This window comes from Microbaculum marinisediminis (assembly GCF_025397915.1).
GTDB classification, from domain to species: domain Bacteria; phylum Pseudomonadota; class Alphaproteobacteria; order Rhizobiales; family Tepidamorphaceae; genus Microbaculum; species Microbaculum marinisediminis.
In genome coordinates this window covers 1-12,431 of sequence record NZ_JALIDZ010000014.1, presented here as the reverse complement: position 1 = coordinate 12,431, position 12,431 = coordinate 1, and the positions used below count along the sequence as shown (strand labels likewise).

Here is a 12,431-nt window from a genome sequence, read left to right as displayed (position 1 = left end):
TGGTGGTTGGACTTGGGCGGTTCGCCCCCTCGCAAGGCCGGGCGAACCGCATTGGTGTCAGGTCAGTTGCCGGTCCGGTTCTGCATGGCCTTTTCGACCTGAGCCTTGACGGCGGAAAGATTGAAACTCGCGCCCGGCTGCATCGGCGGATAGTCGACCGCCGACTTGGCCAGCGTCGCGACCTCCTGCTGGACGAAGACGAACCGCCAGAACTCGAACGCCCACCAGTTCGCGGCGAACAGCGAGTCCCCGATATTCATCTTCTCGAACGGATCGAGCCGCAGATTATAAATTCCGGGCCAATCGAGATGCACCTTCGGGCCGAACCACCCGTCGGGCTGATCGATGAAGACGTACTTGAAATCGCCGATCCGGGCCGAGGCCAGGGTGGACTCGGTGAAATACCAGACCTCGTTGCGCGCGGACTCGGCCCCCTTGGTCAACATGTCGAGCTGGTTGTAGCCGTCCAGATGAACCTTGTACTCCGTGCCGTTGAGCGTCGTGCCCTTCTTCAGGTCGGCGGCGATGTCGCCGTCGTAGCCGGCGGCGGCGACGAAGGTCGGGAACCAGTCGAGCCCGGACATCACGGCGTTGATGACCTGGCCTTCCTCGACCTTGCCTGGCCAGCGAACGACGAGCGGAACGCGGAAACCGCCTTCGGTGCCCATGCCCTTCCAACCCTTGAACGGCGTCGTGCCGCCATCGGGCCATGAGAACCCCTCGGTGCCGTTGTCCGTGGTCACCGCGATGATCGTATTGTCGGCGAGTCCCATCTCTTCGAGCTTGTTCATCACGTCGCCGATGATGTCGTCGAATTGGGCCATGCCGGCTTCCTGGATGGTCCAGCCGTTGTTCGCATTCCGCATCTTCTCGTATTTCGGAGAAAGATGGGTGAACACGTGCATCCGGGTCGGATTGAGCCAGACGAAGAACGGCTTGCCGTCCTGCTGGGCATTATCCATGAAGTCGAAGGCGCGGTCGCGGATGACTTCGTCGACCGTTTCCATGTTGTACTTGACGCCTTCGGTCGGATGCGGCGGCAGCGGTCCCTCGTCGATGATGCGCTGCTTACCGACCTTGCCCCAGCGGGGATCGACTGTCGGGTCGTCCTTGTCGGTGGCGAAGGTGTGCAGGAGGTTGCGCGGCCCGACCTTGTCGAGCAGGTCCTGCGGGTAGTTCGGATGCCACGGATCCTCCATGGCGTCGAGGTGGTAGAGGTAACCCCAGAACTCGTCGAAACCGTGGACGGTCGGCAGGAACTCGTTCCGGTCCCCCAGATGGTTCTTGCCGAATTGCCCGGTGGCGTAGCCGAGTTCCTTCAGGGCTGTCGCGATCGTCGGAGCCTTGTCCGGCATTCCGATGGTCGCGCCGGCCTGGCCGACCGTCGTCAGGCCCGTGCGGATCGGCAACTCGCCGGTGATGAAATTGGCTCGCCCGGCGGTGCAGCTCGCCTCGGCATAGTAGTCGGTGAAGATCGCCCCTTCCGCTGCGAGCTTGTCGATGTTCGGCGTCCTCCCGGCCATCAGGCCGCGGTGGTAGGCGCCGATGTTCCACATGCCGATATCGTCTCCCATGATGAAGACGATATTGGGCTTCTTGGCGTCCTGCGCGGCCGCGTCGGTGGCGGCTGGCGGGGCGAAGCCGGCTGCCATCATGAACGAGGTCGCCAGGATAGCGCTGAAACGCGTTCGCGCTTTGATTGATCGAGTGGCTAGAACAGACATTGTCAGGTCCTCCTCGGCTTGAGGTGTTTGCTGGACCGCTTGTCACGATCTCTCGTTCATCACCTGTCGGTTTTTTAGTCAAAAGTGGCTCGCCCCGCGCGAGGGCGGGGCGAGCCTTGTCGTTGGTCGATCAGTTGCCGGTCGGCAGCCCGATCTGGAACCCATCATTGGCCAGCTGTTCCTGGACATACTTGAACCGCTGGTAATTCGAGATGGTTATCGGTCCCGTATAGGTCTCGCTCTGCAGCTTGCGGGGCGGATACTTGACGTATGTCTTCATCAAATTCCCGACAGCCTCGTTTGCCGGAACAACGGCCCACGTGCTTTCGGTGTAGTTGGTCATGAAGATGTCGTAGCGCTCCTGTGGATCCTGCAGGAGGTCGAAGACCTGCGGGATGGTGGCGACGTATTTCGACGGGCCTTTCCAGCCGAGATTGGTATCGACCGCCAGTGCGCCGGTTTGTGCGCCGTCGTCACCGCGCAGATTGAAGACATATTTGAAGTTGCCGACGCGAACGGCGCCCGGGCTCAGCTCGTCCTCGGTGAAGTAGAACCAATCCTTGCGATCCGACTTGCCGGTTCCCGTCCAGACGGGCGTCATGTCGTGGCTGTCGAAGATGATCGGCTGGCCTTCGCGGTCGTTCTCCGGAAGCGCCTGGCCGGCAAGCGACGCGAAGGTCGCCATCAGGTCGAGACCGCCGAGGATGTCGTGGCTGACGGTGCCGCCTTTCACATGGTTCGGCCAGCGGACCATGGTGGGAACGCGGCTGCCGCCTTCGCGAACCGTACCCTTGGTGCTGCGGAACGGTGTATAGCCGGCGTCCGGATAGACGTCCTGCCAGGCGCCGTTATCGACGGTATAGAAGACGACCGTGTTGTCGGCGAGGCCCAGCTCGTCGAGCTTCTTCAGGATGTTGCCGACACGGGTGTCGAGCTCGACCACGGCATCGGCGTATTTGGTCTTCGAGATCGACTTGCCCTCGAATTCCGGCGCCGGCATGTTCGGCTGGTGGTTCTTCATGAAGTTCACGTTGATGAAGAACGGCGTGTCCTTGTCCTTCGCCGCGTCCTCCAGGAACTCGATCGCGTCGTTCTCCACGTATTCATCGACGAAGGGAATGCCGACGACGCCCTTTTCCGGCGTATTCACGTACTCGCCGTTGACCTTGAAGTCTTCCTTGGCCTCTTCGCCGGCGTTGCCGGACAGCGAGCCCTTGGTCACCTTCTGGAACATCTCCCGCAGTTCCGGGCTCATGCCCTTGTGCCATTTGGGATCAGTGTAGGTGTAGGCGTTGAGGTGATAGAGGAAGGCGTGCTTCATCACGTCATAGCCCTGCGCGTTCGGCAGCGCGTAGTCGCTCTCGCCCAGGTGCCATTTGCCGGTGAAGTAGGTCTTGTAGCCCGCCTCCTTCAGGACGGAGGCCAGCGTCCATTCCGCCTTGGGAAGACCGCCGCCCTGGCCCTGGAAGGCCACGGTCGTCATGCCGCTGCGGTTGGGAATGCGACCCGTCTGGATCGCGGCGCGGCCGGGCGTGCAGCTCGGCTGACCGTAGAAGTTCGTGAAGGTCATGCCTTCATCGGCCAGACGGTCGAAGTTCGGGGTCGGCATGCCCCGTCCTTCGCCACCGAGATACGGGCCCAGATCGCCCCAGCCGGTATCGTCCGAGACGATCAGCAGGATGTTCGGCTTGCTGCCCGCGGCGGTCTGTGCCTGTGCCGCGCTGTACGCGGCAAGGCCGAGCGCGAGCGCCGGAAGAATTGATAGGGCTATTCGGTTCATACTCCGTCTCCGGTTGGGGTGAAATGTGTTGGGCCGTGTCATCGGTCCCTCCTGAGTTTGCGTTTCCTGTTTCTTGCCCGGACCATTCGGTGCCCATTCGCTCACGAGCCTTCTCGGGCCTGACAATTCTCAAGCTGGGTCAGGATTTCGGCCTCGAGTTCCACGAGGAAGCTTCGGTACTCCTCGATCCTTGTGCTGTTGTCGGACGAGATGTACAGCCAGTTGCTGAGCGCGGCCGCGGCTTCCTCGTAGTCCTGGCAGATGGCCCTGAATCGGGAGTCGCTGGCGCAGCGCCGTCGGATGTCGAGCTCTCGCCTCGGAAACCGGTCGACGATTGCGCGGATCGCCTCCATTGCACCTGTCCGCGGTACAGTTCGGGGCCGATGACAGCAGCTGACGGCAGCATTCGGCGGCAGCGCGCGCGGCCCCTCACTTCGATTGTTCGTTTGGTCGGAGGAATCTAACCCCATTTCGCCCGGTAAAGGCGAGGTACGAACATGTTCGCACGTGTTTCCGCATGCGCCGGATCGCGAGAAAACGACGGACTTTCTCGTTGGGTGCCGCTACAATCCGACCATTACGATACGGAATTCAGGCTCGATGCTTGGGATTCCAAGTGCGGGCTCAATTGCTTGCCGTTGCTGTCGGCTATTCTGGATCGAGGGCGTATCAGTGCCGAGTCACAGTACGGTTACCCGGTCTCCGATTCCGCCGAGCGGCCCGTCCCCGGACGAGGTGCGGGTCGAGCTGGAACGCATCCTGACGAACCCGGACCTACAGGCGAGCGAGCGGCGGCGTGCCTTTCTGCGGTACATCGTCGAGGAGACACTTTCCGGACGGGCCGATCGCCTGAAAGGCTTTTCAGTCGCGATTGCCGTGTTCGGCCGCGACGAAACGTTCGATTCCCAGACAGATCCGGTGGTTCGCCTGGAGGCGCGGCGTCTGCGGCGCGACCTCGACAGTTACTATGTCGACGCCGGAAGCCACGATCCCGTCCGCATCTCGATCCCGAAAGGCTCATACGTGCCGCATTTCGAGTGGCACGAGCCGGCTCTTGCCCCCAACGCAACACCTGCGGAAGCGGGAGGGAGGACTAAGGAGCCCGGCGTTGGTGAAACCACCGGTAAACCGGACGATACTGCGGCGTCCGGGCGCGGACGGCGGCCCGTTCTTCTGATTGCGGCCATCATGTTCGCAATCCTCGCCGCGGCGATCGCCGGCTGGATGTTGATGAAGCGCATGGCCGGTGTCGAGCCGATCGCCTCGGCCGATACGGTTAATCAGCCGGCCGTCGTCGTCCTGCCGTTCGAAGCGTTGGGGGATTCCGAGACCAACCGCTATCTCGCCACCGGGATCAGCCAGGAGCTGATCGGCGATCTCATGCTGTTCCCGGGCTTCCGGATCTATACGTTCCCGGCCTCACAGGAGAAGGATATCCGCGCTGCTGGACCGACCGAATTGGGGCGCGACCTCGGCGTTGCCTATGTCGTGAGCGGCAGCGTACGGGCCGAGGCGGAAGAGGTCCGCGTCGCGACCCAGCTGACCGATGCCGCAAGCGGCCAGGTGCTGTGGGCCCGTGCCTACGAGCGTCCGCTGGAGCCCGATGCCCTGATCCAGGTGCAAAGGGACTTGTCGGCGGAAATCGCCACCGAACTCGGCCAGCCCTACGGTGTCGTCAACAGCGAGATGAACGTCCGGCTGACCACTCCGCAGGTGTCGGACATGCACAGCTACGTCTGCGTGCTACGCGCCTATGCGTTCCGCCGCAATTTCTCCAGCGCGGACTTCGCGCCGGTGCTCCAGTGCCTCGAAGAGGCCGTGCGGCGCGACCCGGCCTACAGCGATGCCTGGGCGATGCTGGGATGGGTTCTCGTCGACTCCGGCCGGATCGGGATTCGCGGCGAGGACAAGCGGCAGGAAGAATATGACCGGGCCCTGCAGGCGGTGACGCGGGCGGCGACGCTCGCGCCGAACAGCCCGTTGGCGCTCAAGGCGCTTGCCGCAGTCAATCATTACATCGGCCAATACGACGAAAGCGAGCGTCTCGCCCGCATGGCGGTGGATCTCAATCCTTACGACCCCGAGGCGCTGGCGCAGCTCGGCTGGCGGCTCGCCGTACGGGGCAAGTTCGAGGACGGCATACCCATCCTCAAGCGCGCCATCGAGCGATCGGCGAACCCGCCGGGCTGGTACTTCGTTCTCGTCGCGATCGATCTGTATCTGAAGGGGGACTTCGAGCAGATGCTGTCCGTCGCCGAGCGGTCCGCGCCCGACGGCCGAGGGGTCAGTCAGGCGCTGATCGCCATCGCCGCGGGTGAGCTGGGGAAACGCGATATGGCACGGACGGCATTGGCGAAGATGTCGGATTACGAATCGATTTCCAGTGATCCGGCCAGCTATTTCCGGCGCCACGGAGCAACCGACGCCATAACCGATGCTCTTGAGACAGGGCTCGAAAAGGCGCGCCGGATAGCGACTGGGGCCTGAATCCAATTAGCTTGTCCGACATCCATGCGGTGCCCTTTCGGGCGTCACGGCGGTGCTTCTCGCCCGGGCCTTAACTCGGCCGGCCGCGACGGATCGATCCTCGCCGAGCATTCCGGATGGCCTATCTTCATCGATGGAAATCCAATGTTTTGCGCGATTCTTGGATAAGCCGCGGCGAAACGGGCCGAAAAAATTAGCCGACAAGTATATTTTCATGGATGATAAGTACGGGCTTGTTTCAGACTTTCTATTGACCCTCTATTCGGATGCGGCGGACTGTCATCCCGATGCGTTCCGTGTTCGCACGTTGAAACGACTTCAGGGACTGTTGGACTTCGATTTCGCCGTTTGGGGCGGCGGTACGGCGCAAGGGCGCCGGGTGACGGATCTCGTCACATTCGAGCAAAGCGCGCGGGTACTGCAGGATTGGTCGGGCGTGGCCGATCAGGACGCGTTTTGCGATATCACCCTGCGCCACCTGGGACAGACCGGGCGGTTCGACGATATCGAAGGATATCGCGATACAGTCGCCTACAACGAGCATTGGAAGACATTCGGCGCGCGTCAGATGATGGCGACGATTTCGGCTGAGCCGCTCGACGGCTATGTCAGCTTCGTCGGTTTGTGCTCCGACACGAACGCGGACGTCTTTTGCGACAGGGCGCGGATGATGAAGGCCATGCTCATGCCGCATCTGTCCTCCGCGCTTAGAATTAACCGCGAAACGGCGCTCCTGCGCCATGCCGGCGAAAGCAAATCGGTTGGTCTTGTCGACCAGGGCGGTTGGGTGCTGATCGCGCCCGACCCGTTCACCGATCTGGTGCGACGGGAGTGGGGCGTGTCGGCCCGTTTGCCGGAGAACGGGCTGATCGTTCTGTTGCGCGGCAAGGCCTGGCAGGGCCGCGCGATCGCGGCCCGCGCGCAAAAGCTGGGCGGGCATTATCTGGTCCGTTTGACCGCTCTTGGCGCGTTTGCCGGGCTGACTCCTCGAGAAAGGCAGGTCACGCGGTTCTATGTGTCCGGACTTGATTTCCGCGAGATCGCCCGGGAGCTCGGTGTCGCGCCGTCGACGGTGCGAAATCACATCAGCAATATCTTTGAGAAGCTGGACGTCGGCAGCAAGACGGAACTGATCCAACGGCATATGGATGTTTTCGGATCCGCGAATGCAGAGGGGCTGGATCCGCATCGATAAGCCGAAGCGCGAGCCTGCATCGCGCCGCGTCCCGTGCCACGACGCATAGTGCATCTGCACTATTTGCTTTTCCGAACATCGCCGGTTTGTTCGCCACGGAGTCCGAGCCATTGAGCGGTGGTCGGACGGTCGCCCGCCAGTCTGCGCTTTGCGCGCGCCGGCCGGACTTGAATGAGGAGTGCGTTGTGACGCTGAAAAACCGTATGGCCGGGATGATCGCGGGGCTGGCGCTGGCGGCCTCGGCGGGTGCGGCCGTTGCCGAGATCGATGGCTATGGTCCGGACAACTGGCGTGTGGTGGGGGTAGCGAGAGATGACGTGCTCAACGCCCGCATGGGGCCGGACAGCCGCTATCCGGTGATCGAGTCCTTCCGTCATGACGAGGGTGGGCTGGAACAGATCACCTGCGTTCCGTTCATTCCGCCGGCGCATTTCCTGCGGATGAGCGAGGCCGAGCTCGATGCGCTGCCGCCGCGCTGGTGCCTGATGCGTGATCGCACACTGGCGCGCGCGGGCTGGGTCAATGCGGGGTATCTCGAGCCCGATTACGGCCCTGCCGATGCAGAGTCCGTTGCGAGCATCCCCGGCGACGATCCGGTCGCCGCGGCCGAGGAGCTTGTGCGCGCGCTCTATGAAATGCGGTCTAATGAATATCGGGGAATGACCACCGGTCTCTATACACCGGCCGGCGCGCGACGGTTTTTCCACGCCGACCTCGTTGACCGGTTCCTGTCCGGCGCGGCGGGAGCCGATCCCGTCTATGGGGCGCAGGACTTCGAGGGGCATTGCGAGGCCCCGCGTCGCCATCCGGACCAGCCCATGCTTCGCGGCATGATCACCGTCATCGTCGATTGCACCAATTTCGGGCAGCGGCAACGCGCCGAATACAACTTGCGCGTGGATCCGGTTGCGCCCGACAGCACGCCCCGGATCTTCCGCATCAGCCATGACGGCTGGGAATTCCCCTGATCCAGTATTTTCCAACACCCTTACAAAGACCCAGGAGCACAGACTTGATCCGGTTCGCCCATCTTCTGATTCCGGCCGCGTTGTTGGCCGCGCATCCCGCTTCGGCGCTCGACACCGAGACGCTCGGCAGCGTGACCGCCACGATCGGTGACGTCGCGTATCAGGGAGAAACGCTCGCCTTCCCGTCCGAAGGGTCGGCAATGGCAACCTTCATAGCGATCGGGCCGTCGGTAATGGTGACGATTCAGGCGCTCGATCCGGAGGCGGAGGCGCGCCTGGACAATACGGTAACGATCGACCTGACCGTGATGGGCAGGGACCAGGCGGCACCGATCATCACCGCCAGCGTCAGCTGGTGGCCGGGCGGAATGGACGAGCCTTTCTATATCAGCGACGAGAGTGGCGGGATCATCAGCGACGAGAGCGGCGGGAACGCCGGTATCACTCTGGAAAGCCTGTCGCTCGATGGCGACCCGCATGTCAGGGGAACAATCGAGACGCGCATCTGCCGCAAGGAGGGGCCCTTTGTGGAGGCGGACACCAGCGATTGCCTGGCCGTATCCGGCACTTTCGATACTGCGATCAAGCCTCAGCAGTGAGGCCCAGAACGGGTCGTTGGTCCCCGTCATCGGGTTGCGCGTGCGGAAGACACACGCGCAACTGTCCGCCCCGGTTTCAGGCGATCCGAGCGCTTGGCGGGATGCGTGGCGGTGCCAGCCTGGGGAGTGCCCTTGGCGGTGCATTGATTGGCGGACCTGTCGGCGGCGCGACTCGAAGGCCGCTGCTGCGCCCCTCAGACCCCGCCGCAGGGATGGCGGCAAGTGGCGTGCTTGGCGGCATGTTCGTGGCGGGCCCGGAGGACGAGGCCTATTAAGACGGTTGCCGCGTCCTGAAACGTCCCGCCGGCGGGACGTTCTGGCTCACAGCGCAGTGTCGTGGCACAATGCCAATCAATCGCAAGAAGGTGAATAGTGAACGGAGGGTCATCGATGACGAACTCCTCATTAGCCTTGGCTTTCGCGATTTGCTCTGGCCTGTCGACATCTGCGCTGGCTGATGGCGACCCCGCCAACGGCAAGAAATTGGCACAGGGTTCAATGTGCGCGCGTTGCCATGGTGTGGATGGCAATGCTCGCTCGACGTCTCTGCATGTGGTGCCGTTGCTTGCTGGACAGCCTGCCGCGTATTTGATCCAGGAGATGAAGAACTATGCCGAGGGAACACGGGTAGATTCGAGCAAGAACGGCCAGATGGCGAAGGAACTGCGACTGCTTGGTGAGGCGGAATATGCAGACATTGCCGCCTACTACGAGTCTCAGAAGCGCTATTAGCCCGTCATTCCATATCGTGCACGGTATCCGAAGGGCCTGCGGACATCGCGGGCGTGACGCGCATCGTCTTGTGAATGCGGCAGAAATTGTAACAGACGAAAGAGAGTGCCAGCGCGTAGCCCTCCGATTGGAATCCGACTCGCATGAGCGCACGACAGGCGCACCTGATGGAGGCGGAAACCCCCGCCAGGCTCTTGTCATCAACCACCGTGAGGGGGGCGATGACCGACAGCACGTCCTTTAAATACACGACCCGGCGCGAGTTCTTCCCGGCTACAACCACGAAGGAAGCTTGAAATGTCGAAGACAATCACCCGCCGCGCCGCCGTCACGGGTCTCGCAGCCGCTCCGGCCGCCGCACTTGCCGGCAGCCTCCCCGCCATTTCGGCGGGCAACCCCGAAGTGACCCTATGGTCACCAAAAGTCATGGGACTTGTTTTTAAGTAATTGTTTTAGCGTGGAAAATGGTGCGGCTGAGGGACTCGAACCCCCGACCCACGGTTTACAAATCTCATTTTGACCCGGAGTCTAAGTCTTTGTGAGACGGACACTTTTTCTTAGAATGCAGCATAACTCATTGATTCAAAGTCGACTCTGTTAGTCATGTGCCGGTCATTGCGTGACACTGTATACGCATTATATACCGTCAATTGGACGGACATAGTGCGGACACGGGAGCCCACGGTTTATGAAACAGCGGCTTGTCGACAAGGCCCGCAAGGGCGACACGAACGCGGTGACGCCAATTGACCTGCCGGTGCCGATCACAGGCAACAAGGTCTACTACGACGTCGACCTGAAGGGCTTCGGCTGCCGAGTGACAGCCAAGGGCGCCCGCGCTTTCATCCTGAACTATCGAAACCGCTCCGGCCGCGAGCGGCGGCTCACCATAGGCTCATGGCCGGACTGGTCCGTTTCCGCCGCGCGGACGGAAGCCAGCGAACTCAAGAAACGGATAGATGTCGGGGAAGACCCGATGGCCGAGCTTGAGGCTGATCGCACAGCGCCGACGGTTGCGGATCTCTGCGAACGTTTCGAGGAGGAGCACCTGCCGAAGATCCGGAAGAGTACGGCGAAGGACTATCGGGCTATGATCGCGAAGGAGATCAAGCCCGCGCTGAAGCATCTGAAGGTCGCTGAAGTCAGCTTCTCTGACGTTGAGGCACTGCACCGGAAAGTAACGAAGCGTGGCGCACCTGGGAGGGCCAATCGGATTGTTTCGCTGGTCTCCAAGATGTTTGCACTGGCAATCAGGTGGAAATGGGCCGCCGATAATCCCGCGAAGGGGATTGAACGAAACCCGGAGCAGCCGCGGCACCGATATCTATCCGGGCAAGAGCTTGGCGCTCTGACTGCCGCCCTGGCCGAACACAAGGACCAACAGGCGGCGAACATCATCCGCATGTTGCTGTTGACCGGCGCCCGCAGGGGCGAAGTACAGGCGATGCGGTGGGCGGATATAGATCTTGCCAACGGGATCTGGACGAAGCCCGGCAGCACAACAAAGCAGAAGACACTACACCGGGTGCCGCTTTCAGCGCCCGCGCGGCAACTTCTGGCCGATATCCGGACGCAAGCTGAAGTAAAGGCGCGGAGTCGGCGGGAGCCGGCCGAGGTCTCTGAATACGTTTTCCCCGGCCGGACCGGGGCGGGGCATCGCGTTGAGATAAAGGGCGACTGGGCCTCACTCTGTCGAGCCGCTGAGATTAAGGACGCGCGCATCCACGACCTGCGGCACACTTACGCCTCGATCCTCGCCAGCGCGGGGCTATCACTTCCTGTCATTGGCGCTCTGCTGGGGCACTCACAGCCCGCCACGACCGCCCGATACGCCCATCTATTCGATGACCCATTGCGCGCCGCGACAGAGCGTGTCGGCGCCCTTGTGATGCCGCATATGTCGGAAGGCGAAGTCGTAGAAATGAAGGGGCGCGGGTAATGGTTGAGACTGATAGCCCCTTACAGAATTTGATCGATGGGCTAGAATGTGCCGTCTACGCCTTCGCCGAAGACAAGCGCGCTGGCCACATTGAGGCGGTTTATCGAGTGAGCTGCTACCTTCTCGACATTGGCATCGAAACGAGATTGTTAGCGCCACTAAACGATCTGCTTGGCGGCTTCGAAAAACGGGATGGAAATCAGTCAACTATGGACAAGGCGCAAGGCGACGCACTCATAGTCGCTGCCGTCAAGCTATTGATCGAAGCTGGCTGTAAAGCCAAGGAAGCGCGGAAGAAAGTTGCGCTAGCGCACGGTGGCCTGAGCGAAGCGCAGGTCGGCAATCTCTATAAAAATATAACGTCTAAAAGAAAGTCTAGCGGCGCAAGGAAGACGGCTGATGTGCTTCATCAGGAATTTTTGAGCAAAACGAAAAATATGGTTCCATCGCCAGATCGGCGCGCCCGTGTTGCGCTTGAAATGGTTCAGGAGCGATTTAGCCCAAACATTAAAGTGTAAATCACCCCTTCGAAAAATCCGGGGCGTGTTTCTACCATGTCTTGCATCGTCAACCCACCGCCATGCGGTGACCTAGTAAAGGTGCAAGATGAGCGATGTTGGATTGCTCGACTCCTATCTCAGCAGGGCAGAACTCGCCCGCGAGATGAGGGCGTCGGAGCGGACAATTGCCCGCTATGAGAACCTGCCAGACGGGCTGCCAAGTGTCATGGTAGCTGGTCGGAAGTTCTATCGGATTGATGCCGTTAGAGATTGGCTTGCCCGTCGTGAGCGCCATCGGAACCCCCGGAGAGGGGCGTGATCGATGCCATATCCAGATACGGCGAAGCCGGCCCCTGCAGGAACAGGGAACCGGCTTCAGATAACTGATCATGCTTGGCGGCTGATCACTTCAGAAGATAGCGCACACAGTGCATTAGTTCAACCGTCATGGCGTCCGATCGGCTCGATAGTCGCCGTTGATGGTCAAGGACTTGTCATCGGCTGCTT

At 61.5% G+C, this 12,431-nt stretch carries 11 protein-coding genes and 1 pseudogene; 8 read left to right on the top strand and 4 right to left on the bottom strand.

Translation table 11 applies throughout. The annotated features are described in order from the left end of the window. Window positions 1-62: 62 nt before the first annotated feature. The 3 genes from MUB46_RS22815 to MUB46_RS22805 form a co-directional block, all read right to left on the bottom strand. Window positions 63-1,724: an arylsulfatase gene (locus MUB46_RS22815; protein ID WP_425256303.1), complete on the bottom strand. Its 1,662-nt coding sequence runs from the start codon at window positions 1,722-1,724 to the stop codon at window positions 63-65. 130 nt (window positions 1,725-1,854) lie between these two features. Next, a complete protein-coding gene (locus MUB46_RS22810) occupies window positions 1,855-3,504 on the bottom strand; it encodes an arylsulfatase (RefSeq protein ID WP_261618277.1) in 1,650 nt (549 codons plus the stop codon). A 101-nt stretch (window positions 3,505-3,605) separates the two neighbouring features. Continuing rightward, window positions 3,606-3,857 (bottom strand): hypothetical protein, encoded by a 252-nt coding sequence (locus MUB46_RS22805; protein WP_261618276.1) that lies wholly within the window; start codon window positions 3,855-3,857, stop codon window positions 3,606-3,608. A 319-nt stretch (window positions 3,858-4,176) separates the two neighbouring features. On the opposite strand from MUB46_RS22805, the gene MUB46_RS22800 reads away from it, so the two are divergent. The 5 genes from MUB46_RS22800 to MUB46_RS22780 all read left to right on the top strand — a co-directional run bounded on the left by MUB46_RS22800 (window position 4,177) and on the right by MUB46_RS22780 (window position 9,485). Further along, window positions 4,177-5,991: a tetratricopeptide repeat protein gene (locus MUB46_RS22800; RefSeq protein WP_261618275.1), complete on the top strand. Its 1,815-nt coding sequence runs from the start codon at window positions 4,177-4,179 to the stop codon at window positions 5,989-5,991. A gap of 214 nt (window positions 5,992-6,205) precedes the next feature. Beyond that, a complete protein-coding gene (locus MUB46_RS22795; RefSeq protein ID WP_261618274.1) occupies window positions 6,206-7,186 on the top strand; it encodes a helix-turn-helix transcriptional regulator in 981 nt (326 codons plus the stop codon). Window positions 7,187-7,371: 185 nt separating this feature from the next. After that, window positions 7,372-8,154, top strand: coding sequence for a hypothetical protein (locus tag MUB46_RS22790; protein WP_261618273.1), 783 nt, complete (start codon window positions 7,372-7,374; stop codon window positions 8,152-8,154). A gap of 44 nt (window positions 8,155-8,198) precedes the next feature. Next, window positions 8,199-8,753, top strand: a complete 555-nt coding sequence (locus tag MUB46_RS22785; RefSeq protein WP_261618272.1) for a hypothetical protein — start codon at window positions 8,199-8,201, stop codon at window positions 8,751-8,753. Window positions 8,754-9,143: 390 nt separating this feature from the next. Further along, entirely contained in the window at window positions 9,144-9,485 is a 342-nt protein-coding gene (locus MUB46_RS22780; RefSeq protein ID WP_261618271.1) for a c-type cytochrome, read from the top strand. A 4-nt stretch (window positions 9,486-9,489) separates the two neighbouring features. On the opposite strand, the pseudogene MUB46_RS24415 reads toward MUB46_RS22780, so the two are convergent. Further along, a pseudogene (locus MUB46_RS24415) lies at window positions 9,490-9,603 on the bottom strand (IS1 family transposase); the annotation flags it as partial. Between the two features lie 179 nt (window positions 9,604-9,782). On the opposite strand from MUB46_RS24415, the gene MUB46_RS22775 reads away from it, so the two are divergent. From MUB46_RS22775 to MUB46_RS22765, 3 genes are all read left to right on the top strand, one after another. Further along, complete coding sequence (locus MUB46_RS22775; protein ID WP_261618270.1) at window positions 9,783-9,932, top strand: hypothetical protein; 150 nt, start codon at window positions 9,783-9,785, stop codon at window positions 9,930-9,932. Between the two features lie 241 nt (window positions 9,933-10,173). Next, complete coding sequence (locus MUB46_RS22770) at window positions 10,174-11,424, top strand: tyrosine-type recombinase/integrase (protein ID WP_261618269.1); 1,251 nt, start codon at window positions 10,174-10,176, stop codon at window positions 11,422-11,424. Continuing rightward, the gene (locus MUB46_RS22765; protein ID WP_261618268.1) at window positions 11,424-11,942 is read left to right on the top strand and encodes a hypothetical protein; all 519 of its coding nucleotides are present in this window, start codon (window positions 11,424-11,426) and stop codon (window positions 11,940-11,942) included. The genes MUB46_RS22770 and MUB46_RS22765 overlap by 1 nt, the downstream gene beginning before the upstream one ends. The last annotated feature ends 489 nt before the right edge of the window (window positions 11,943-12,431 follow it).

Coding starts and splice junctions, on each gene's coding strand:
- MUB46_RS22770 (WP_261618269.1), top strand. CDS start 10,174: ATGAAACAGCGGCTTGTCGACAAGGCCCGCAAGGGCGACACGAACGCG.
- MUB46_RS22810 (WP_261618277.1), bottom strand. CDS start 3,504: ATGAACCGAATAGCCCTATCAATTCTTCCGGCGCTCGCGCTCGGCCTT.
- MUB46_RS22765 (WP_261618268.1), top strand. CDS start 11,424: ATGGTTGAGACTGATAGCCCCTTACAGAATTTGATCGATGGGCTAGAA.
- MUB46_RS22775 (WP_261618270.1), top strand. CDS start 9,783: ATGTCGAAGACAATCACCCGCCGCGCCGCCGTCACGGGTCTCGCAGCC.
- MUB46_RS22780 (WP_261618271.1), top strand. CDS start 9,144: ATGACGAACTCCTCATTAGCCTTGGCTTTCGCGATTTGCTCTGGCCTG.
- MUB46_RS22795 (WP_261618274.1), top strand. CDS start 6,206: ATGGATGATAAGTACGGGCTTGTTTCAGACTTTCTATTGACCCTCTAT.
- MUB46_RS22805 (WP_261618276.1), bottom strand. CDS start 3,857: ATGGAGGCGATCCGCGCAATCGTCGACCGGTTTCCGAGGCGAGAGCTC.
- MUB46_RS22815 (WP_425256303.1), bottom strand. CDS start 1,724: ATGTCTGTTCTAGCCACTCGATCAATCAAAGCGCGAACGCGTTTCAGC.